Origin of the sequence: Nostoc sp. LEGE 12447, assembly GCF_015206985.1 — a bacterium.
Lineage (GTDB): Bacteria > Cyanobacteriota > Cyanobacteriia > Cyanobacteriales > Nostocaceae > Nostoc.
The window spans coordinates 54,360-77,570 of the sequence record NZ_JADEXT010000028.1 but is presented as its reverse complement, the minus strand read 5'-3'; the positions used below and the strand labels follow the sequence as shown (position 1 = coordinate 77,570).

Sequence of the window (23,211 nt, the reverse complement as noted above, 5' to 3'; positions counted from 1 at the left end):
AACATTTTACAAATTATCAAATAATAGTTATGCCTCCTAAAAAAAGCCTTTATTTAAGCGAACCTAAAATACAGATAGATGAACAACCCGCTTCGCCTGAATTAATGAAGGATTTGTTGCAAATCACAATAGAAGAAAGCCTTCATTTACCAGCAATGTTTACGCTAGTAATCCATAATAGCTATATTCCCACATCTGATCGAGCAGAAAATAAGGCATGGCGACATGATCAGTTGTTTAAGATTGGTAAAAAAGTGAAGTTGGGTTTTACTTCAAGTACTACTCTAGATAATAATTTTCAAGAAGAGGTAGGAGAATTCATTATTGAAGGCGAAATTACAGCGATGGAAGTTCACTTTAATGAAAAATCTGAAGCTGATATAATTGTTCGCGGTTATGATATTTCTCATCGTCTGCATAGAGGTCGTTATAATCGTTCTTTTTTAAATGAAACTGATAGCGGTATAGTCAAAAAAATAATTCAAGAAGTAGGTATAAAACCTGGCAATATAGAGCCAACTGGTGAAGTTCATAAGTATGTCTTCCAAGAAAATCAAACGAATATGGAATTTTTGCGAGAGAGAGCTGCTCGCATTGGTTTTGAGTTATTTATTACCGAGGAAAAACTCAATTTTTGCAAACCAAAAACTCAGGGAGCTTTATCATTAAAATGGCTAGTTGACATTAATAAATTTAGTACTCGTGTTACTAGTGCTGAACAGATAAGTTCTGTAGAAGTACGCGCCTGGGACTATACCCAGAAAAAATTGATTAGTGGAACAGCCAAGAAAGAAAAGCAAATAACTGAGACAGGTAATAAGCTAGGAAGTACTACTAGTAATGCATTTTCTAATCTTAAGTCTCCGAAAATGATTGTTGTAGATAAGCCTGTTGCCAGCAAAAAACAAGCAGATACAATGGCTCAGGCTTTGTGTGATGAACTAGGAGGAGAATTTGTTTACGCAGATGCCAAAGCAGAAGGGAATCCTGAGATTCGTCCTGGACGGGTTATTAGTCTTGAGGATATGGGCGATCGCTATAGTGGTAAGTATTATGTTACAGAAACCCGCCATTTCTTTAATCAGCGCGTTTATGAAACTGAGTTCAGCGTGCGGGGACTACGTTCTGGTAACTTATTCACAACCCTATCTCCAGAAAAACGTCTACAGCCATCTGAGACTTTATTAGTGGGAATTGTGACTGATAATCAAGACCCAGAGAAAATGGGCAGAGTGAAGGTGAAGTTTCCCACTCTCACAGAAGACCATACAAGTGATTGGGCGAGAGTTGTAGCTGTGGGAGCAGGCCCAAACAGAGGTTTTGACTGTTTACCAGAGGTAAACGATGAAGTTTTGGTAGGTTTTGAACATGGCGATATCCATCGTCCCTATGTCATTGGCGGGGTATGGAACGGGAAAGATGCACCACCGGAAAAGGTGAGTGATTCGGTTACAGGTGGTGTCAGATTACGCACAATTAAAACTCGTGTTGGTCATGTTCTACAGTTTGTTGAAGAGGATAAAGGAAGTAGTAAAAAAGGTATTCGCGTAGAAACCACAGGCGGTCACAAAATATATCTCAACGATAGTCAAAGGTGCATAGAGATTGAAACCACAGGTGGTCATAAAATCAAAATGGACGATATGGGTAAATCTGTTTCAGTGAAATCAACAGGTAATATGTCATTAGATGCTGCTGGCAATATCGACATTTCAGCCAACGGCGTGATTACAGTTAAAGGTGCGATGATTCGACTTAATTAATTCGTAATTCGTAATTCGTAATTAACATAATAGGAGGTTGTGATGGGTAAACCGGCAGCAAGAATTACTGATAATGTGGCGCACCCTTTACCCCCAGTCTTAACAGGGGGGCCGGGTAGTCCCAATGTATTGATTGGGTCTTTACCTGCGTGGCGGGGCGTGCTTGCAGCAGCAGTACCAGCTTTACAATCCGCCAAACAAGTTTCTGATACAGCTATCCAAGTGGCTGAGGCTGCTACCCTAGCGGCAGCTGGTACACCAGGGGCTCCTGCTGCATTAGCTGCCGAACAAACTACAAAGGCAACATCAGCAGCTACTATGGGTAGTGCGATCGCAGCAGCAGCTGCCGGTGCTGATATTCATAATTGCGCCACACCTTTACCCCTCCCTCCTCACGGCCCTGGGGTTGTGATTGACGGTAGTCAGACTGTGCTGATTAACAATCTACCCGCTTCTCGGATGGGTGACACCATTTTAGAAGCATTAGGACCACCGAATAAAATTATCAAAGGTGATTTTACTGTTTTGATTGGCGGCTGATTGGAGAAGTAGAGAAAATCAGGGAGGAGAGTTGCAACTTGATCAGAAATTTTGTCAGGCTTGATAACGTAGTGCAAATAGCAAGTAATCATAATCAATCTGCTTTAAAGACTTTTTAATCAATCAGTCACTTATCCTAGTTTCTTCTCCCAGAATAATGCCTTGCCCATCTGGGGATTTAGCTCATAGCCACTGAATCCGCACGCCTTGTATGCTGACTGGGCAACATGGTTTTTTTCCAGTACCTCTAGCGTGAGTTTGCAGCAGCCCAAATCCAACGCTATCTCCTCCGCTTTCTGTAGCAGCAGTTTGGACAAGCCTCTACCACGGTAGGGTAAAGCAACGATGACATCGTGAATATTAAGTAATGGTTTACACGCGAACGTAGAGAATCCTTCTAAGCAGACAACAAGCCCTGCGGGTTCGGCATCGACAAACGCAAGAATTACATGAGCCGCTTTTCTTTTTGCAAGCTCTGCTGAGAGATTTGCTTTAACGTAATCGGACAGACCTTTACTACCACCCATCGGGTCGAGTGCATACTCATCCATTAATTGCACCATAGCCTCCGCATGAGCAGTTATAGTCAGGTCTGCTTCAAAAATTTCAATCATTTATTAATTCTTGATTCTTCAAATGTTGGCATAACGTTTCTGGTCAATGGCTGCCGACAACCTTAGTTTGCGATCGTTTATCTGAAATTACAGCACTTTTCATGTATTTGAACTATATCTGTCGTAAGGGTACAGCATTGCTTGTATCCTTACCGTGTGGTCTATTTAACTGAAAATAGCTGTAAAAAAACTAATTCCGATCCTGAAAAGATACTAGCAGGAAAGGGATTGAAGAAGGCAGAAAGCAGATCGCTTTTAGCGTCTCCCCTTGAGAGAATAGAAGTTGTTCTTGAGAAAAGAATTACTGAAATAATCCTCTTCCTCCACTGCTTCCTCTGCTCCCTGCCCCCCGCCTCTTCATCCTCGACCTTTGGCGAATAGGCTTAAAACCTCTGTGCCGATATCTTTGAAGATATCCATGTACAACTGTCTAAGTGCCAGATATGGTTTATGGTCGTGAACGAGCCTATTTGGGAACAGGTTGGGCTTATCCACTGCATTTAAGTGTGCAAGGCGGGATACAACTTAGCCGTGAAGATCAAAAAGTTAAAGAATCTATTTGGATTATTCTCCGCACGGGAGTAGGTGAGCGGGTTTATCGACCTACCTTTGGTTCGCGCTTATCGGAACTGGCGTTTGCACCTTTAAATAGCGATACCCTACTGCGAATCCGTCTTTATGTCTTGGAAGCTTTAGAAGTTTGGGAACCGCGCATTACTATCGATGAAGTTGTCACCGATCCTGACCCTGTGCGTGGCAGAGTGGACATCATTATCAATTATCGACTCAAAGACGGCCCCGATATTTATAGTTTTGTTTATCCTTATTATTTGGTTTCATCTGGGGAGGAAGCGTGATCCGAATTAAAAATTGAAAATTAAAAATTAAAAATTAATACGACTTACGCAAAATATCTCTCAAACTCTGATTTTTCTGTGCCCTCTGTGCCTCTGCGGTAGCCTGCGGCAAGCCGTTCGCGTAGCGTCTCGTAGAGAAGCGTCTACGTTATTCCATAATTTATGCGTAAGTCCTAATTAAAAAAGCTAAATTTTATCTGGGTTTCTAGCCTTGTATCTGTCACATTCTTTTTTAAATTGGTATGAACTTTGATTTTTTACCGAAATTACCTTCTTCCAACTTAGACGATCGCGCCTTCGATGATTTGGTGGAAGAATGTATTATGCGTATTCCCCGCTACTGTCCCGAATGGACTGACCACAACCTCAGCGACCCAGGAATTACGCTAATTGAGTTATTTGCTTGGTTGACTGACCAGATGTTGCTCAGATTTAACCAAGTACCTCGCAAAAATTATGTCGCTTTCCTAGAATTACTGGGTATTCGTCTCCAGCCTCCCGCCCCAGCCCGCACGGAATTAACTTTTTATTTAAGCGCTGCATTACCCGAAGCCTACACTATTCCCGCAGGATTAGAAGCCTCAACTATTCGCACTGAAACTACAGAAGCTATTACCTTCAGCACAGATTATCCTCTAATTATCGGCAATCCCCGCATCCAACACTTCTTAACTGCCCAAACTACCGAAGATATTCCCCAATCTCTGCGCGAAAGAGTCACAACTTCATGGACTCGCCAATCTAACGGTTTCTGGACAGGTAATGAACAACCGATATTTGAAGAGGAACCCCAACCTGGTAACTGTTTTTATTTAGCAATTAATTCTGACGATCCTTTAGATGCTAATGTTTTAGAAATTATTTTCCAAGGGGCTGCGGCTACTCCTGCTGGTATTAACCCTAATCAACCACCCCGCAAGTGGGAAGCCTGGGATGGAGAAAATTGGCAAGCAGTTTTATTGCAAGAGTCAGACGATAAAACTCGCGGTTTCAGTTTTTATGAAATGGCCCAACAGGGTGGAAACCCATCTCAAGGTGCAGAGGTACGTTTGCATCTGCCTCAAATTTGGCCTGTGGCTAATTTTACCTCTTACCGGGGTCGTTGGTTGCGCTGTAGTTTTGTTTCCACAGAAGCCAATGAAACTGGTTACAATCGTCCGCCAAGAATTATTGGTTTAGCAGCGCGGTCAATTGGCGGTACAGTTAGGGCTAGTCACAGTACGCTGATTATAGATGAGCGATTGGGAATTAGCGATGGTACACCCGGTCAGAGTTTCCAGTTACAAACAGCACCAATTTTAGAACGCCGAGAAAATGAATATATTTTAGTTACTCCCAGTGGTGGTTTGCCTCAGAAGTGGATTGAGGTGAGGGATTTTGCTGATTCTGGGCCGCATAACTTTCATTACACCATTGATTCGATCACTGGTACAATCCAGTTTGGGCCGCTGATTCGGGAACCTAGCCAACTTAAACAACAAACACAAGTACGAACGCGAATTCAAGAACCATCGCTAGATAACACATCTGTACAAGTTCTAGAAAATAACCAGTCGGAACACCAATATGGGGCGATTCCTCCCCGTGGTGCAGAGATTAAAATGGTTGCTTATCGCACAGGTGGCGGTAGGGAAGGCAATGTGCAAACTGGGGCAATCCAGTTTTTGAAGTCTGCGTATCCATACATTGCTAGTGTGGTAAATCGTGTACCTGCAATCAATGGTGCAGATGCCGAATCTCTGGAACAGGCTGTAATGAAAGCTCCCCGCATCCTCCGCACACGCGATCGCGCCGTCACTGCCGAAGATTTTGAAGTTTTAACTCAACAAGCGGGTGCAGGTGCGATCGCGCGCGTCCGGTGTTTGCCAGCAAATTCTCGTAGGCAAGCTGGTATAGTTAGTTTACTGGTAGTTCCTTATGCAAATACAGATGCGATCGCGCAAGGTAATGGCATGACACCAGAAAATTTTGCTCTTAGTAATGCCCTGCAAGAGCAAATTTTGAGTTACTTAGATGAAAGACGGTTATTAGGGGTACAAATAGAATTACAAGAACCAAATTATGTAGGTGTTTCTGTACAAACAGAAATTGCTTTAGAACCTGCTTATGATAATCCTTTTGCCAGAGAAGAAATTCGCCGGAATTTAAGGGTATCACTGTATAAATATTTAAATCCATTAACTGGAGGAATGGACGGCAAAGGTTGGCCATTTGGGCGACCAGTTTATACATCAGATATTGTCGCATTACTGCAACAAACCCCAGGCGTGCGTCATTTAGGCCCCGTCCTGCTGTTTCCCATCCGTAAGCAAGGAGAAAATTGGCGACGACAACCATCACCAGAACAATTGATTGACCCAGGCTCGGAAGGTTTAATATGTTCTTGGGCTGATACCAATCTACGTTCAAATCACGACATTCAAATAATTCGTAATTCGTAATTTGTCATTTGTCATTTGTCATTTGTCATTTGTCCTTCGTCAGTAGTTATTCTCGCCCCCATTCCCCATTCCCCATTCCCCATTCCCCATTCCCCAATTCCCAATCCCTAATCCTATGGTTCAAAGTCGCTCTAGTCCGGCTGTAAGCATTCAATTAACACCAATGCAAATACCCGAAGCTTTACCAGTGGCGGGTTTAGGATTTGCAAATGCGGATATGGATGTAGCTGGACGTACTTTACTCTTGCATCCTGGGCATCCTAGCGAGATGATTGTGCAAGTGCAAAACTTAGAACAACGTCCTTTGCGGGTAAGCTTAAGTGTTGAGGGAAACTTTCCGTCCCAGTGGTGTCAAATTGGCACAGAGGGTAGTGAAATACCACCTCGTGGACAAATGGATGCTGTTCTCTACTTCTCAATTCCCGACACATTTTTTGAAGATCAAGAAGCAATTTCTCCTGGAACAAAAAACAAATTAACTCTCAATTTTCGCAGTCTAGTTACTTTACATATAGATCCAGGTACTGACAACGAACAAATCGAGAGAAGCGAGTATTTCGATTTATATATTCGTCCTTACACCGCCTATATGGAATTCTTGCCAATTTTATATCGAGAAGTAGACTTTATTGGTCGCTTCATGAAGATATTTGAGCAAGCTTTTCAACCAATAGTTGATAGTTACAATGTCATGTGGGCAAACCTCGATCCCTTGACAGCACCACAAGCATTACTACCATTTATGGCTCATTGGGTTGCTTGGCAAGTAGATTCAGTTTGGGATCTTCAGCAACAACGGCGTTTAATTCGTCGGGCTGTAGAACTTTATCGCTGGCGGGGAACTCGTAAAGGATTGCGTCTTTACTTGCATCTTTATACCGGTTTACCTTTAGATGAAGATTTACCTAATGAAGCTGATAAACATATTAGTATTACAGAACCTTTTGGCCCAAGTTTCATCATAGGAGATGCCCAATTAGGAAATGCTGTTTTAGCCGGCGGACAACCATATCATTTTATAGTACGTTTGCGTTCAAATATTTCTAGTGGCATCATTAACGAGCAACTTATCCAAAGAATCATAGAACAAGAAAAGCCTGCTTTCTGTACATACGAACTATCTATTGAAAATCCTTCTAGCCAATAAAATTGTAAACTTCTTCTCTCTGCACATCTGCCTGAGCTTTTCTTAATTTTGAATTTTGAATTTTGAATTTTTAATTATTTATGTCCCATCCTTTCCCACCCCCACCAATCAAATCTTTGGAACGCCTGCAAGCCGCAGACGGGTTACTAATCAATGCAGAACGCTGGCGCACAGCCCATGATTATCACCGAAATCGGCAAAATGCTCAATATCAAAGTTTAAACCAACCAGGAATTGTCTGTGGTTTAGGCGTTCGAGATGTGACAGCCCCAAGTCAAGTAGAAGCTAGATATCGAGATGGGCGTTGGGTGCAAATTCAACCTGGTATTGCAATTGATTTAGCAGGTAATCTCATTGTTGTACCGACTTCTTATGATTTTCCTATTGATATAGAAGTAGTCAGTTCTGAACCACTCATGATCTACTTAGTAGTTAGCTACGTAGACCCTGATGAATTGCGGCGTGGACAGCAAAGAGATATTGTTCAAGAAACTTATCGAATTGACCAAAGAAACTCCATACCAGTCAGTTCAGAAATTGAAATATGTCGGATACTTCTGCAACCAGGACATACTGAAATTACCCAACCTGCGGATGCTTTCTTTCCTGGATATAACAATATTGATTTACGTTATCGCCGTCAAGCGCAAATGCGTCCTCAAGCACTTGTGTGTATGGCGCAAGCAACTCATAGCGATCCTGAATGTGCGCGTAATTTTTTCAGCCTTTCGTATTTGTTGCAAGCAGTAGAACCCTTATATCCCAGTTTACGAGGGGCTGATGAACCAGGACAGGTTTCTTTAAGTGAAAATATCCAAGATTATGACCTACTTTATCTGACAGGTGGACAGGCTATATCTTTAAATAGTCTCGAATTTGAATCCCTCAAAAATTACTTAAATTTAGGCGGCGTGCTTCTCGTTGATGCACCAATAAATGCTAATGCTCTAATTGAGAGTACTCAAGCATTAGCACAACAGTTAGAAAGCCCTTTAAGACCTTTAGAAGAATTGCAACGGAGTCATCCTTTAAGGACAAAACCTTTCTTATTTGCTGCCTTGCCAATGGTTAATCAACAGCAAATTAAAATGTTAATCGGTGGCGGAATTATTTTAGTAATTGGTGATTTAGCAACCGCTTGGGGACTGGATAGAGATTTGAATTTACCCAGATTGACTATTCGTACAGCCCAAGAACTTGGAATTAATATTCTTCACTATGCTTGGAAGCGGCGACAGTTAATAGGTTTGCAACAGGAAGATAATTCAGGACAGTGGTGAGAGCCAAGTTAGTAGGGTGGGTATTGCTTTAAATAATATTGCACCTATTACACATTTTTTTGGCAATGCCTACTGGCGTGACAAGGTTAAATTGATGCAATAGGAAAATTCAATTATGTTTCTAAAATCTGAATATTTCCAAGATTTCTAATGCACTATTTTAGCCTTGACACGCCACTACCCTATAACCCAATACGCTTGGATTAAGGCTAAAACTCTTTGTCAAAGTCAATTATTTGAACCTACACGAGCAGAGGCTTACCGCAGGCTACCGCAATCGCGCAGCGTCTCGTAGAGAAGGACACAAAGAGAAGAAAGAAATGCTTAACTGACAGATTTGAACTTACGTAATACTTGAATTAACAAAAGCTATGTAGTACATTTGCCAACAGTGTATAGGCTAGCTATATCAACACCAATGGGCGAGGTGCTGCAATGCTATATCCCTGTGCGTAATCAATTCCTAGTGCCGTAATTCGCTCTAAAATTGCGTCATTCTCTACAAACTCAGCAATCGTCTTAATACCCATCACACTGCTAATGTGCGTCATTGCTGCCACAATCGCATTATCCACAGGATTATCGACAATGTTACGAATAAAGCTCCCGTCAATTTTGAGGTAATCCACAGGCAGAGACTTGAGATAGGCAAAGGACGACATCCCCACCCCAAAATCGTCTAACGCGAAGCGACAGCCCATCCGTTGAAGTGACTGAATGAATTGGTTGGCTTTGTTCAAGTTAGCGATCGCCACAGTTTCGGTAATCTCAAAGCAGATGCGCTGGGGTGAGATGGAGTATAGGGTAAACTGCTCATACAGAAAGTGAATGAACTGATCGTCGTTGATGCTAGAGCCAGAAAGGTTAATCGCATACATGATTTGTTGATCGCCAACAGCCCTTGTCCAATTCCTGAACAGAGTCCGAATCACCCAGCGATCGATCAGGTGCATCAAGTCGTAGCGTTCTGCTGCTGGAATAAACGTCATCGGCAACACTAAATTTCCCTTTTCATCCCGGAGCCGCAGCAGTACTTCATAATAGTTGCCGTTTTGAGCCGTCGGGGTGATTGCAGCAATGGGTTGAACATAGAGACAAAACCAATCACTATCCAAGGCTTGAGAAATGCGGCTAGCCCACTGCATCTCCCCGCGTTGTTGCAGTCTATCCTGGTCGTCAGTCTGAGCAACGTACACGCGATTGCGCCCCCGGTTCTTTGCGGTATAGCAAGCTAGGTCAGCCGTGCTGATAATCTCTGCAACACTCTCGCTATTCGTGTCGATACTGACTAAGCCGATACTTGCTCCAATTGAGAATACCTGCTCTTGCCAAACAAACCGGAACTCTTGAACACACGAAAGCAGCTCATTCGCAACTAGTAAAGCTTGCTTTAGTGTACACTGATTGAGCAATAGGCCAAATTCATCGCCCCCTAACCGTGCCAGTGTGTCAGTTTTCCGAATCTTCTGCTGCAATAGGATAGTAATTTGACGCAGCAATTTGTCTCCAGCCACATGACCACAGGTATCATTTACGATTTTGAAGTGATCGAGATCCAAATAACACAACGCATGAACCTCGTAGTCTAATTTGGTAAAACGTAATGCTTGTTCAATCCGCTGCTCAAACTCCTGGCGATTTACCAATCCGGTTAAGGCATCATGGCTTGCCTGCCAGAATAGCTGACGTGAAAACTCGCGGTTCTGAGTCACATCACGAAACACCATAACCCCGCCAATAACTTGTCCCTGACGATCGCGAATGGGGGAGGCTGAATCTTGAATCGCAACTTCTTGATTATTCTGATTAATTAAGACGGTATGGTTTGCTAGACTAACAGTTCGATTTTCCTGTAACGCTTGCTCAATTGGGTTCTGAACTTTATCCCCTGTCATTTCATGCACAATTCCAAAGACTTCTTCTAACAGCAACCCTTCTGCGGATGCTTCACTACATCCAAGCAGAGATTGTGCAACCGGATTGAGGTATTTAATTTTGCCAAAGGCATCTGTCGTCAGAACTGCATCTCCGATGGATTGCAATGTCACTTGGGCTAATTCTTTTTCTTGAAAAAGTGTTTCTTCGATTTGCTTGAAGTCTGTGATATCGTATCCCACCGATTGAAATTCCAAAAAGCATCCTTGCTCGTCAAATATCATTTGGTTACGCCACTTAGTCCAACACACCCGATCTCCCAGAAGCACACAATTCTCAATGATGACAACAGGATTATCAGCACTAATTAAAGCTACAAATTCAGCAACTCGCTGCCGATCTGCCTCCAAGATAATGGGTTGATCGGGGCTGCCGATCAGTTCCTCTGGCGATCGCCCATAATAAAGCGCAAAAGCTTGGTTGAAAAACGTCAGTGTGCCGTCTGGTAAATATCGGGCAATCACTTCAGTCTGATCTTCTACAATGGCACGGTAGCAAATCTCGCTTTGTTTGATCGCAATTTCTGCTTGCTTGAGTAAGCGAAGCTCGTCGTAGACATCGCTGATTTTCCGCTCTAGTTCTCGATTGGCTACCAACAGTCGTCCATAACTGGGGAAAGTAAGTGCCTTTGGTATCAACTCTCTCAACACAATATTTGTGTATAGCGATCCGAAAGCCGTGATGGCCTTGATGCAACTACTTAGCCAATGTTTATAAGCCAAGATGTGTACCTGTATTTTTGCAGTAGCTAAAAAACCTGTGAACGGTTACGACTAAAAGGTTGTTGGAAAAATTGTTAGCTGTGATTTTAGGCACTTCTTGATCCCACCTAACACCCCTAAAAAAGGGGAACCAGAATTAAAATCCCCCAATTTATCGGGGGATTTAGGGGGATCTAAAACGTTTTACTATCAACAACAGGACTTTTTAAACAACCTCTAAATTAATCTTCTGGATAAGTCTCCAGCAGACGCTGAAATACTTCTAAAGCTTGCAGATAAAGCGGCTCGGCTTGGTCATGGCGTCCTTGAGAATCATAAAGTGACGCTAGGTTGTTCATGCTGGTGACGACAGAAGGATGTTCTTCTCCCAGCAGCTGTTTTCTCTGTCCTAAAGCTTCCACTAACAACTCTTCGGCTTGGTCATAGCGTCCTTGATAATAGTAGAGTCCTGCTAACTTCTTCAGGCTGGTGGGGACAGAAGAATGTTGTTCTCCCAGCAGCCATTTTCTCTGGTCTAAAGCTTCCACTAACAACTCTTTGGCTTGGTCATAGCGTCCTTGATAATAGTAGAGTCCTGCTAGGATTTTCAGGGTAGTCGCAACAGAAGAATGTTGTTCTCCCAGCAACCGTTTTCTCTGTCCTGAAGCTTGCAGATACAGCACTTCGCGATTCAGCTTGCTCATAGCTTCCTTGATAATAGTAGAGTTCTGCTAGCTCCTTCAGGCTGGTGGCAACAGAGAGATGTTCTTCTCCCAAACGGGTTTGCACCGTTTATCAACGTTGCTCAGACGAAACTGCTGCTATCAGCGCTCAACCCCTACTTACGTAGGATTACAGATATGTGTTTGATATTAAGTCTTGCCAAGGTTTGAGATGTATAATATGAGTGGATAAGGTTTGAATTAGTTACAAATATTATTTAAAAAGTTATAATATCTTCCCTTTCTTTGCGAGCATTTATATAGAGCAAATAGGCAAGAATAAGCGGACAAATATTTTTGGCAATTACAGCTATTTTCATCTATTTGAACCACATTTGTCGTAAGGGCAATTCATGAATTGCCCCTACAGCATGGTCTATTTACCTGAAAATTGCTGTAATATCAATCTTCTGCCCGCAATAACCAAAAGCCGCTATAAGTCATCCCGGAATCATCTGGTTGCACTAACAAAAAATGCAATCCTCGGCAATGCTTTTTTCGCTGTTGATATGTTTGGGCTGCTGTTGTAACTTCCGGATCTTCAAAAGTGGCAACAATCCACCTATCTACTAAGCCAGCCTCTAATACTAAGCCATCTGGTGCGCCAGAAATGTAGTTTAACGCCACAGGACGGGCTTGCTGTAACCACCGGGTTAGGCGCATCGATTGCCGTCCACCATAAATTACTACACCAGGGACGGGCACTGTTGACGCTAAACCCAAGTTGATGGGTTTAAGATGTTCTGGGATGTGCAAAATGGGAATGGGGCGATCGCTAAATCTCGTTTCTACGTCACTAGCAGCTAGAGTCGCAAACCGCCATTGTTCTCCCCAGAGGTTCTCTGGTAATGGTGCTGGAGGTGGTTTATCTACCGTTGCGGGATATTGCTTTTCTTGTAACCACTGCTTCAGTGCCAAAGTGTGGCGCGTAGGTTCGACATTTATACTTAAATTGCGTCCAGCCGCCTCAATTAAGCTTAGAGACTGCGGACGAAACACCTGAATCACATCTGGCAATTTTTCACCTGCGGCTAGCTCAAGTTGAGCAGCAACCCAATTAGAATTTGCTGCTGACTGGAGACAGGTAGCTTCATACTCAAAGCTGCGAGTTGCGTCACAAATCAACAACTCCCATAAAATTTGTCCAGACGCATCTTGCAAGGGACGACGATAAAAATCAACCTGCCAAGTTTTCATAAATTGGGAATGGGGAATTGGGAATGGGGAATTGGGAATAGGGGAGGAGAATTATAATCAATCCCCTATGCCCTATGCCCAATTTATAAAGCTTGAATCCATTCTTTGACTGAATATTCAGTCCAGATGCCATTTTTCCAGTAGGGATCGTTTTCAATTAGTTCGCGGACGATCGCTTCGTCTTCGGCTTCGTAAATCCCAAAAACTTTTGTGACATCCTTGGTGGGGCCAATAGTAATCAGCACACCGGATTCTTTCTGTTTTGCTAATCCGTCTAAATGAGCTTGACGGTAAGGGGTGCGTTTTTCAAGAACATCTTCGCAATAAGTTCCCCAGAGTACATATTTAGGCATAGCTAAGACTATTTTGGATTTTAGATTTTGGATTTTGTAGTCAGTATATCGGGGAGTGAGGAATTATTAATTCCTAACTCCTAGTAAATGACAAATGACTAACTTCTGAGATTTACGCCAAATTTTTCCACCAAGGCTTCGCGGACTTTATTATGTACTGGTTCAACTTCCGCCTCAGTCAAAGTGCGATCGCTAGCCCGATAAACTAGACGGAATGCTAAACTCCTCTGTCCTTCGGGGACATTTTCGCCTCGATATTCATCAAATAATTCCACTGATTCGAGCAAATCTTTACCCGCTTTGGTAATTACTTTTTGAATTTCGGAAACTGAGATTTTCACGGGTGCGAAAAAGGCGATGTCGCGATCGCTAGCTGGATAGGTAGAATATGGCTGGAATGTTGGCACAAGAATTTCGTCTTGTCCTAGAGATTCTAAAAGCACATCTAGATCCAACTGGAAAACATAAACGGAATCTGGTAAACCTTTTTCTCGTCGCAATTGGGGATGGAGTTGTCCAAAAATACCCAGCCTGTTACCCCGAATCCACAGAGAAGCGGTGCGTCCGGGATGTAAGCGATGATCTCGGCAATCGGGTTGGAATTCTACCTGCAAGGCAAGTTGCCGAAATATACTTTCTAAAGTGCCTTTGGCTTCAAACCAGGTGATGGGTTCTTCACGTCCACTTTTTGACCATTTGCCAATGGTGCGATCGCCTCCCATAATCCCAGCTAAGGCTTCTGTTTCTTGCAAACCGTCTTCTTCTCGCCAGAAAATTTGCCCGATTTCAAAGCCGTTTAGGGAACCATTACCCTGTTCTAAATTGTATTGAAAGGCATCAATCAACCCAGATAGCAAATCGTTTCGTAGTGCTGAATATTCGGCAAATAAAGGATTTGACAGTACTATCTGTCTGTCTTCTCCTGGTTTAACTAAAGAATAGTGGATTAATTCTGTCAATCCTTCAGCCCGGAGGAAAGCCCGTAACTTGCGAATCAGTTCCTCGTCTAAAGGCAGATAACCACCTTCCGATTTTTCTGGTAAAGTATCGCAGAATCGGTTGTAACCATAGAGACGGGCGATTTCTTCAATTAAATCAATTTCTCGCTCTAAGTCGCGGTAACGATAGGGTGGGACGGAAACTGACCATGTAGGTTGATGATTGCTATCTTCACCTGAAGGAGTCAACTGACATCCTAGTGCAGTCAGGATGCGCTCAACATCTTGTCCTTGGAGTTCACCTGTGTCCTCTCCCAAATCGATTGGCCCTAATATCTGATTAACTCGGTCTAAACGCAGTGCGATCGAACGACTCCAGGTAGAAGGATCGGGGCGAGTGTCGGCAATTTCCTGCTGGACAAGAATTCCACTAGCTAATTCGCTAATTAAGGATAAGGCGCGGCGATTAGCGATTTCCAACTCAGCGCGGTTAACTCCCCGTTCATATCTCCCAGAAGCCTCACTTCTTAAGCCTGCACTGCGCGAAGAACGGCGAATTGCCACGGAATCAAATAAAGCTGCTTCTAAAACTAGGCTTTGAGTCCCTTCATGGACTTCTGTTTCTTCTCCACCCATGACTCCCGCCAATGCAACGGGTCTATCATTAGCGGTAATTAACAAATTTTGGGTTGAGAGGGTGCGAGTTTGTCCATCTAGGGTTTTTAAGAATTCGCCATTATTAGCGAAACGAACGCCGATGGTTAAATTTTCGCTACTTGCAACAGATTTTAAGCGATCGCGGTCAAAGGCGTGCAATGGTTGTCCCCATTCCAACAAAACGTAGTTAGTAATATCCACCACATTACTTATAGGACGTACCCCAGCCGCCCGTAAACGCTGTTGCAACCATTCGGGGGATGGAGCAATTTTTACCTGTTCGATTACCGTACCGATGTATGCAGGACAAGCTTGTGTATCAGCAATTTTTAAAGTTAAATTTCCAGTATTTTTGCTAATAGAAACTTCACCAGGTTCAGGGATGCTCAATTTTCCACCAGTTAAAGCTGCGACTTCTCTGGCTACACCTACCATACTCAGAGCATCAGCGCGATTGGCAGTTGCAGTCAGGTCTAAAATTACATCATCTAGACCCAACAAAGGACGCACATCACTACCTAATGGTAAATTTTCCTGGGTAAAAATATGAATTCCGTCTACATCGGTGGGCAAGCCGAGTTCTTTTAAAGAACAAATCATGCCCTGAGAAGGGACACCACGGAGTTTTGCAGGTTTAATTTTTAAATCGATGTTGGGTAAGTAAGTACCCGTAGTTGCGATCGGTACATAGATATCTGCCTTCACATTGGCAGCACCACAGACAATATTTAAAGTTTCACCTGCACCGATATCGACTTGGCAAACACTTAATTTATCGGCGTTGGGGTGGGGTTGACGCTCAAGCACTTTCCCTACAACCACGCCATTTGCCCAAGTGCGGCGATCTTCAATATCTTCAACCTCAAACCCCGCCATTGTCAGGGTTTCGGCTAATTCTTCTGGACTAAGTTTTATCTCTACTAGTTCGCGCAGCCAATTTAGAGAAATACGCATGGAGTGTGCTTGTTTTAGGAATCGTCTTTTGTTCTTATTTTAGGGTGCCTACTAGCGATCGATGGCTACTCATCCCGCTAGGCGTAACCTTTCACTTGAACAATCCTACTACGTTAGACTCGCAGAACAATCTCTCTTCCTAATCTTTTCTTGGTGTCTTGGTTTCTCTCAGAGGATATTTAACCAGTCAAATATATGCTCGAAACCTCTCTTTTCGCAGGAGAAAAGCTTTTGGTGTTTCATATAATACTTTTAAAACATCCTTTTAGACCGGAGAGTGTAAAACATAAAAATGGAACCCATAATTGAACAGTTAAAGGCTTTCTACGATTTATGTGTGCGAGTAAGTAAGCTACTACAAACAATTGATCTAAGTAGGTACAAAACCTGAACGCAAAGAATAGTAGTGTTTGTATTCAATCGTACCAAATAGCTCCAAACTTTCCAGTTTCTTTTGATGCTGCATATACTCTCGTAATGTCTCTTCAATAACAGCGTCCTTAGTTGGATGACCACCAAGTTCGAGAGCTTCATTAATAAAGTTTTAGTCAATTTCTAGATTACTAAACCTCATCTATGTTGAAACCTAGAGTTTTTTAAAAGATATATTTATGTAGGTTGGGTGGAGTGAAACGCAACCCAACATTACCACCAAATTTTATGTTGGGTTACGCTATCGCTGCACCCAACCTACAAAATTACTACAAAACTACGGTTCTCAAGGTAGACGAGGTTTAGTACAACACGGCGGAAAGAAACCACCCATTCTAAATCAATCAAATGCTTACACTGTATTAATTTTTAATTTTTAATTCCGCGTACTGTCTCTTAAAAAACTATTGATTAATTCCAATTGAGAAGGAGTATCTTCAACAACCAAAACTGTAGCCATATTTATTTTTACTAGTTCAACATTATTAGATTTTGTGGTTAATTTAAGTCAAATGCATGAAGACTATTTTAAGTAATTCTGCGCGAGTAAATGGTTTAGTCAGATATCCAGATGCCCCAACCAATTTGGCTTTGACTTTATCTACAATTCCTTTATTACCAGTCACAAAAATAATGGGAGTCTTTTGAAATATCGAATTATTTCGTATAATACGGCACAACTCATAACCATCTATTCCTAGCATATTTAAATCCAACAAAATTAAGTCTGGTTTGTGCCTTATAATTGATAAAACGGCTTTTACTGGATCGTTAATAGTCACTACAGAAAAATTTTCATTTTCTAAGAAACGACTAATTTCTTTGAGAATTGTGGGGCTATCATCTACAGAAACGATTTTGTGGGCTTTTTGTGCCGTTACAGTAGCATCTGTTACTTTTTGGGAAGCAGGATTTATGTTATTTGATATTGTTGGTTCCTGAAATTTTTCTTGGGGAGGAAGAGAAATCTGTGGTAATCGTGGAACAGGAGATATATTCTCTTCAGCAATATCAGGGTAAGAGTTGATGGTGCTATTTAGCTCTTTTGTGGTGTTCTCTATCTCTGGAATTATTTTTGAGAAAAGCGATTGCTCTTCAAATAGCTTTGGTAACTTATCAAATGGTGGATCGGGTTCATGCAAGATAATCGCACCATTAAGTATGTAAGGGTATAAATTGCGGGCTAATTGAATTTCATCTTGATTCAAAATTGTTGCCAGATGACACAAGCTGAAACCCTTCATCCAATTAATCAAATCTGGCTGAAGTTTTGGTAAATCTTTTTCCTCAATTTTGCTGTTAATCAACAGATATGGACGTTGATATGGAGAAGAGATTTGCGGAACAAAAGCTTGCCAATTCTGTAATCTTCCTTGACAACGTTCTAGAATCTTTTCTACATCTAGCCTACAAATTCTTGGCATTCTCTCAAGTGGTTCTGTTAATTCATAAGTACCTTCTTTAATGAGCAAAAATGATTCAATCACCTCTTTAACTAATTCTTGAATCAGCACTACTGCTTGTGTAGAATGTAGATGTTGTTGACTAACAAGCCAGGATATCGCCTGATATTCAGGAGGGTGGCTTCTGGAATTGCTGTCATATTCGAGTAACTGATTGTGTGAGTCAGGTTCAAACATCAGACGGGCTTGAACCCGCACCTCGCTAGTAAGCAGGGGAATTTGGTGGCTGAGGCGGCGCAAATGGCGTTCTAGTCGATCAAAAGGTTCTACTGAATGAGTCGCGTAAGTTATTTTACCCTGTTCTAAGTAAATTGACCAACGAACTGAGTTACTTAATGCTTGTAAACAAGTACTATCAAAGCAATTGGATAACTGTCTTAACAAACTTAGAGGACGTAGTTTGGTGAATGCGCCTGAGTTATTCATATTTTTCAAGTTTCTTGCGGAATCAACAACTGAACATTTGTAGATTGAAAATATCAACAATGAAGTCTTCTCTTCTTTGTAATATTTATCTACGGACAATTTATTCCTTTTAAAATATGTATATATTTTAAAAATTATAAGTTTTATAACTTATTTGTTACATTTGGTACTTTTTACTTAATTTGTCTCAAACCACAAGTAGGTATGAATAAAGAGAAACATTTATCATAGCTAGCCTATCAGTAAATATTGGTTAATTCTGGATTTTACCAACTCCTGACAACTCTTACCTTAAGACCTTAGTAATGACGTTTATTTATGCCTACTCACAAAAATCAGGCAAATTTGATTCCACGTTGAAGCAGTTACGCTGGTATACTTCTGGAGCTAAAGATATTAATTATGGTTAATAATTTTTCTGTAAAGGAAAAATTCTTCTACATAAAATCTTTAAAAACTTATCTGGGAAAGTTTACGTATTTATTGTACTGTAGGTTTAATGGATATAAATTTTTGGTAGATACATTACAACAGGTAACACTGGGTTTTGATAAACTCTTTTTTGCTAAACTAAGCTGTACTCAAGTTTTTCTTAAAAAATATATTGAGAACTTCATGAAAATAATTTGTTTAATAAAGATTAGAGCATCTACCACTAGATACTATATTCTGTAGTGACCTCGACGGCTGAAATTATATACTCGGACAAAAAGGAAATAAAGCTTTGAACTTTAACATAACACAAAAAGTTATGCATGATACATTAAGACTTGATGAAGTAGTAGAATTTGCTGAGAACCCAGAACCACGTTGTCCTTGTGTACTTTTACTAGATACATCTGGCTCGATGCAAGGAGATCCGATTGAGGCTTTAAATCAGGGTTTGCTCAGTTTAAAGGATGAATTGGTCAAAAATTCCTTAGCCGCAAGACGTGTAGAAGTGGCGATCGTCACTTTTGATAGTAATGTCAATGTAGTACAAGACTTTGTGACTGCCGATCAATTCAATCCGCCCATTTTAACGGCACAGGGCTTGACTACAATGGGTGCAGGCATTCATAAAGCTTTGGATATAATTCAAGAGCGGAAATCTCAGTATCGTACCAATGGGATTGCTTACTATCGTCCTTGGGTATTCATGATTACCGATGGAGAACCCCAAGGTGAGTTAGAGAATGTAGTGGAGCAAGCATCTGTGCGCTTACAGGGAGATGAGGCGAACAAGCGTGTAGCATTCTTTACAGTTGGTGTAGAAAATGCGAATATGACGCGTTTAAATCAAATAACTGTACGTACACCTTTGAAACTCAAAGGACTAAATTTCATCGAGATGTTTGTCTGGCTATCAACTAGTATGTCAGCTGTTTCTCATTCGCAGGTAGACGAACAGGTAGCACTACCGCCGATTGGTTGGGGGACTGTTTAATTAAAAATCGCAGCTTGATGTTGACACAGCGAGCTGTTGAAAAAAAATCTATGAAAATATCAAAACAGATTGCTCAATGGCGGATTGTGGCTGCGTCGGTATGTGGTACAAGTCACTTAAAAAATAAGCAGTTATGTCAGGATGCTCATCACTGGCAAATATTGTCTGATAATGTTTTGGTGGCAGCCGCAGCAGATGGCGCGGGTTCTGCTAGCCTTGGGAAAGTGGGAGCTATGATTGCTGTGGAGACAGCAATAGAAAGCATTTCTAGCAGAGGAATCACCCAAAAAGTTTTGAGTGATGATGCGTTTGTGCGATCGCTCTTAAATGATGCCATACTAGCTGCCAAAAAAGCTGTGGAGGCTGAAGCGGCTACTTGTGACAAACAGCCTCAAGACTTAGCAACTACCTTAATTATGATGGTTGCCACACCAGAAGTTGTAGCTGTAGTGCAAATAGGTGATGGTTTGGCAGTAGCAAAAGATAGCACGGGCAATCTCCTCGCTCTAACTATACCTGATAGCGGCGAGTACATCAACGAAACCACTTTTTTAACTTCTCCTACGGCCTTAGACACAGCGCAGATGAGATTATGGCGCACTGACATAGTTAATGTTGGTATCATCACCGACGGACTACAAATGCTGGCTTTGAATATGGTTGTTGGTGAACCTCACAAACCATTCTTTTTTCCACTGTTTGAATTTGTAGCTAATACCGAAGATAAGACAGAAGCGAAGGAGCAGTTAGTAAAGTTTTTACGCTCAGACCGAATTACACAACGCACTGATGATGATTTAACACTCATTATAGCTGCATTCAACGACTCATGAGCAATCAATTTACAGGTTTCACATCTTAAATAACTTCCGTTAGCGGTAATTTCATTATGCAGGTACTACGTTGTTCCCCTAGAAAAGAAATCCTCAGCCTCAATGTCAGTTTGGGGCGTGGCGGTGAAGCTTGTGTTTATGCAGTGCCATCTGATAATGACTTGGTGGCGAAGATTTACCACAAGCCAACTACAGCCCATGCTGACAAATTACAGGCGATGCTTGCCAACCCGCCAGAAAACCCTACAGCTAGTTTGGGTCATATCTCTATCGCTTGGCCAGAGGATTTATTGCGGACACCAGATGGCAAAAATAGCATCTTGGGCTTTTTGATGCCACGGATTCAGGGGATGCGTCCAATCATCGACTTCTACAACCCCAGAACCCGTCGTCAACACTGTCCCCTATTCAACTATCAGTACCTGCTCCGCACGGCTCGTAACTTGGCGGCAGCTTTTGCTGCTTTGCACGCTAGTGGATATTGCATTGGTGATGTGAACGAGTCAAATATCCTCGTCAGTGACACTGCACTGGTGACTTTGATAGACACAGACTCTTTCCAAGTACTCGACCCCAACAGCAATGTTGTTTATCGCTGCCCAGTCGGAAAACCAGAGTTTACGCCACCAGAACTACAGAATAAAACTTTTGCCCAACACGATCGCGAAATTTCTCACGATTTATTTGGGTTAGCAGTGCTGGTATTCCAACTCTTAATGGAAGGCACTCACCCATTTTCGGGGATTTTTCAAGGCTCTATTGAGCCACCGCCCTACGAAGCCCGCATTGCATCGGGGCATTTCACTTATAGCCAAAAGCGGTACGTACCCTACCTACCTACCCCCATTGCACCCCCTTGGGAAATTCTTCATCCCAGCCTACAAGAACTATTTGTCCGTTGTTTTGAAGATGGTCACAACAACCCACAGCTGCGCCCCAATGCCCAGACTTGGCTCTCAGCCATCGCTGAAGCCGAAGATTCCTTAATTACCTGCACCACAAATCCCCAGCATCGCTACAACAACCACATGCGTAGCTGTCCGTGGTGTGAACGTACCGTGCGATTAGGCGGACGCGACCCCTTCCCATCACATCGGGCTATAGAAGCGAGAGAACATCTCCAACCGCGAATCAAAGCGAAAAAGCGCTACACCCAGACACCGCATTTTCCCCAGCGCAGTATGTCACCGCACTTAGGTAATTATTGGCAGCCAGTAATTACTCCAAGCGGTTCATCTTATAAACGTTCCAAAAAGTCAAAATTGTACCCGGTTATTTGTTGTTTGCTGGGTTTCGGTTTATTGGGTTATGCCGACGTAATGATTAAATTTACTCAGCCGTTGGTTTCCCAAAATGCTTACACTCAACAAACATTGAAGTCTCGCCAGACAATTAACAAACTCAGCTTCGCTGATTACTATCAGCAGAGTCAAACTGCTTACAAAGACCGAGATTACGAAAAAGCAATTGCCAGCTTAACCGCAGCAATTGAACAACAACCAACACATACCACAGCAATTGTAAATCGGGGCAATGCCCGCTATAACCTCAAAGACTACGAAGGAGCAGTTACAGATTATAGCCAAGCTCTCAAAATCAATCCCAATCAAACCAAAGCCCTTGTGAATCGGGGTAATGCCCGCTATATGCTCGCCGAATATAGCAACGATCCTGATACAGAGTACAACCTAGCGATCGCAGACTATAATCGAGCCCTCGGTCTGGATAATAACGAAATTGAAGCTTATATCAGACGGGGGATTGTCCGCACCCAAATGGCTAAATATAGCGGTGAATCTCAACAAGCTTACAAAAGAGCGATCGCAGATTTCACTCAGGTTATAAAACGTAATGTATCGAAAGCAGAAGCTTATTTTCAGCGAGGTGTTGTCTATTATCAAATTGCTCAATATAGCAGCAATTATGAACAAGAATACAATCAAGCGATCGCTGACTTTAACCAAGCATTAACTATCAGCCCTAAATTAGCAAAAGTATATCTCAAACGAGGTATGGTTCGTTATGAACTGGCACAATATGGTGGTAGTGAATCTAACAAAAATCAGGCGAAAGCGATCGAAGATGTACAGGCATCTGCCAAAATGTTTCTTGAGCAAGATGATATGGATAATTATCAGCAAGCACTCAGTAACTTATGTGTAGTCGTAGAAAACAAATGCGATCCTTTGTTTCAAAGCTCAAGTAATTTGGAAAAAACTAACTAAAAACAAGTAAGTTTTTTTACTCGCCTATTATCGGTTTTGATTGGAGAAATCAAGCCTAGCTAGGGTTAGCTGATGCTAACCCTAGTTATTTATTTGGTAACATTTTTATTTAATTAAATAATTTATTTTCATGTTTATAGATATTCATAGAGCTTTTATATAGAAAAGATGTTAATTTATCTTTCCTTTATAATTTCGGGGAAAATTACAGTTAGATTATTGACGGAGAAAAACAAATCAGAAATCAATTTTTCTCTATCTAAGTGCATCCTCTTCATGTCGAAAAGTCAAATAATAATATCCCTAC

The 23,211-nt window shown here is 41.9% G+C and carries 17 protein-coding genes; 9 read left to right on the top strand and 8 right to left on the bottom strand.

Annotated elements, in window-relative coordinates; all coding sequences use genetic code 11:
- Positions 1–29 precede the first annotated feature (29 nt).
- Together IQ274_RS24390 and IQ274_RS24385 are read left to right on the top strand one after the other, a co-directional pair.
- Complete coding sequence (locus IQ274_RS24390) at positions 30–1,763, top strand: VgrG-related protein (protein WP_194143710.1); 1,734 nt, start codon at positions 30–32, stop codon at positions 1,761–1,763.
- A gap of 42 nt (positions 1,764–1,805) precedes the next feature.
- Complete coding sequence (locus tag IQ274_RS24385) at positions 1,806–2,303, top strand: PAAR domain-containing protein (RefSeq protein ID WP_194143709.1); 498 nt, start codon at positions 1,806–1,808, stop codon at positions 2,301–2,303.
- Positions 2,304–2,434: 131 nt separating this feature from the next.
- Here IQ274_RS24385 and IQ274_RS24380 read toward each other — a convergent pair whose 3' ends face one another.
- Positions 2,435–2,917: a GNAT family N-acetyltransferase gene (locus IQ274_RS24380; protein WP_194143708.1), complete on the bottom strand. Its 483-nt coding sequence runs from the start codon at positions 2,915–2,917 to the stop codon at positions 2,435–2,437.
- Between the two features lie 443 nt (positions 2,918–3,360).
- On the opposite strand from IQ274_RS24380, the gene IQ274_RS24375 reads away from it, so the two are divergent.
- From IQ274_RS24375 to IQ274_RS24360, 4 genes are all read left to right on the top strand, one after another.
- On the top strand, positions 3,361–3,774 hold the full coding sequence (locus tag IQ274_RS24375; protein WP_194143707.1) for a GPW/gp25 family protein: 414 nt from the start codon (positions 3,361–3,363) through the stop codon (positions 3,772–3,774).
- Positions 3,775–4,016: 242 nt separating this feature from the next.
- Positions 4,017–6,215, top strand: a complete 2,199-nt coding sequence (locus tag IQ274_RS24370; RefSeq protein ID WP_194143706.1) for a putative baseplate assembly protein — start codon at positions 4,017–4,019, stop codon at positions 6,213–6,215.
- Positions 6,216–6,330: 115 nt separating this feature from the next.
- Positions 6,331–7,362 carry a phage tail protein gene (locus IQ274_RS24365; protein ID WP_163928439.1) on the top strand — a complete coding sequence of 344 codons (1,032 nt, stop codon included), beginning with the start codon at positions 6,331–6,333 and terminating at the stop codon, positions 7,360–7,362.
- Positions 7,363–7,442: 80 nt separating this feature from the next.
- Positions 7,443–8,642, top strand: coding sequence for a DUF4159 domain-containing protein (locus tag IQ274_RS24360; RefSeq protein WP_163928440.1), 1,200 nt, complete (start codon positions 7,443–7,445; stop codon positions 8,640–8,642).
- A gap of 404 nt (positions 8,643–9,046) precedes the next feature.
- Here the strand turns inward: IQ274_RS24360 and IQ274_RS24355 are convergent, their stop codons facing one another.
- The 7 genes from IQ274_RS24355 to IQ274_RS24325 form a co-directional block, all read right to left on the bottom strand.
- Positions 9,047–11,299, bottom strand: coding sequence for an EAL domain-containing protein (locus IQ274_RS24355; protein WP_194143705.1), 2,253 nt, complete (start codon positions 11,297–11,299; stop codon positions 9,047–9,049).
- Between the two features lie 221 nt (positions 11,300–11,520).
- On the bottom strand, positions 11,521–11,982 hold the full coding sequence (locus tag IQ274_RS24350) for a tetratricopeptide repeat protein (RefSeq protein ID WP_228058336.1): 462 nt from the start codon (positions 11,980–11,982) through the stop codon (positions 11,521–11,523).
- Between the two features lie 420 nt (positions 11,983–12,402).
- The gene (locus IQ274_RS24345) at positions 12,403–13,197 is read right to left on the bottom strand and encodes a Tab2/Atab2 family RNA-binding protein (protein WP_194143704.1); all 795 of its coding nucleotides are present in this window, start codon (positions 13,195–13,197) and stop codon (positions 12,403–12,405) included.
- A gap of 83 nt (positions 13,198–13,280) precedes the next feature.
- Positions 13,281–13,550, bottom strand: a complete 270-nt coding sequence (locus IQ274_RS24340; protein ID WP_194143703.1) for a YciI family protein — start codon at positions 13,548–13,550, stop codon at positions 13,281–13,283.
- 98 nt (positions 13,551–13,648) lie between these two features.
- On the bottom strand, positions 13,649–16,099 hold the full coding sequence (gene pheT, locus IQ274_RS24335; RefSeq protein ID WP_194143702.1) for a phenylalanine--tRNA ligase subunit beta: 2,451 nt from the start codon (positions 16,097–16,099) through the stop codon (positions 13,649–13,651).
- Between the two features lie 370 nt (positions 16,100–16,469).
- Complete coding sequence (locus IQ274_RS24330) at positions 16,470–16,637, bottom strand: type II toxin-antitoxin system VapB family antitoxin (RefSeq protein ID WP_322745312.1); 168 nt, start codon at positions 16,635–16,637, stop codon at positions 16,470–16,472.
- 397 nt (positions 16,638–17,034) lie between these two features.
- A complete protein-coding gene (locus IQ274_RS24325) occupies positions 17,035–18,420 on the bottom strand; it encodes a response regulator (protein ID WP_194143701.1) in 1,386 nt (461 codons plus the stop codon).
- Between the two features lie 751 nt (positions 18,421–19,171).
- Between IQ274_RS24325 and IQ274_RS24320 the strand changes: the two genes are divergently transcribed.
- Genes IQ274_RS24320 through IQ274_RS24310 form a run of 3 tightly spaced genes read left to right on the top strand, consistent with a single transcriptional unit; the run spans position 19,172 to position 22,904 of the window.
- Positions 19,172–19,846 carry a vWA domain-containing protein gene (locus IQ274_RS24320; RefSeq protein ID WP_114082323.1) on the top strand — a complete coding sequence of 225 codons (675 nt, stop codon included), beginning with the start codon at positions 19,172–19,174 and terminating at the stop codon, positions 19,844–19,846.
- A 50-nt stretch (positions 19,847–19,896) separates the two neighbouring features.
- On the top strand, positions 19,897–20,679 hold the full coding sequence (locus tag IQ274_RS24315) for a PP2C family serine/threonine-protein phosphatase (RefSeq protein ID WP_114082358.1): 783 nt from the start codon (positions 19,897–19,899) through the stop codon (positions 20,677–20,679).
- 56 nt (positions 20,680–20,735) lie between these two features.
- Entirely contained in the window at positions 20,736–22,904 is a 2,169-nt protein-coding gene (locus IQ274_RS24310) for a tetratricopeptide repeat protein (RefSeq protein ID WP_194143700.1), read from the top strand.
- Positions 22,905–23,211 lie beyond the last annotated feature (307 nt).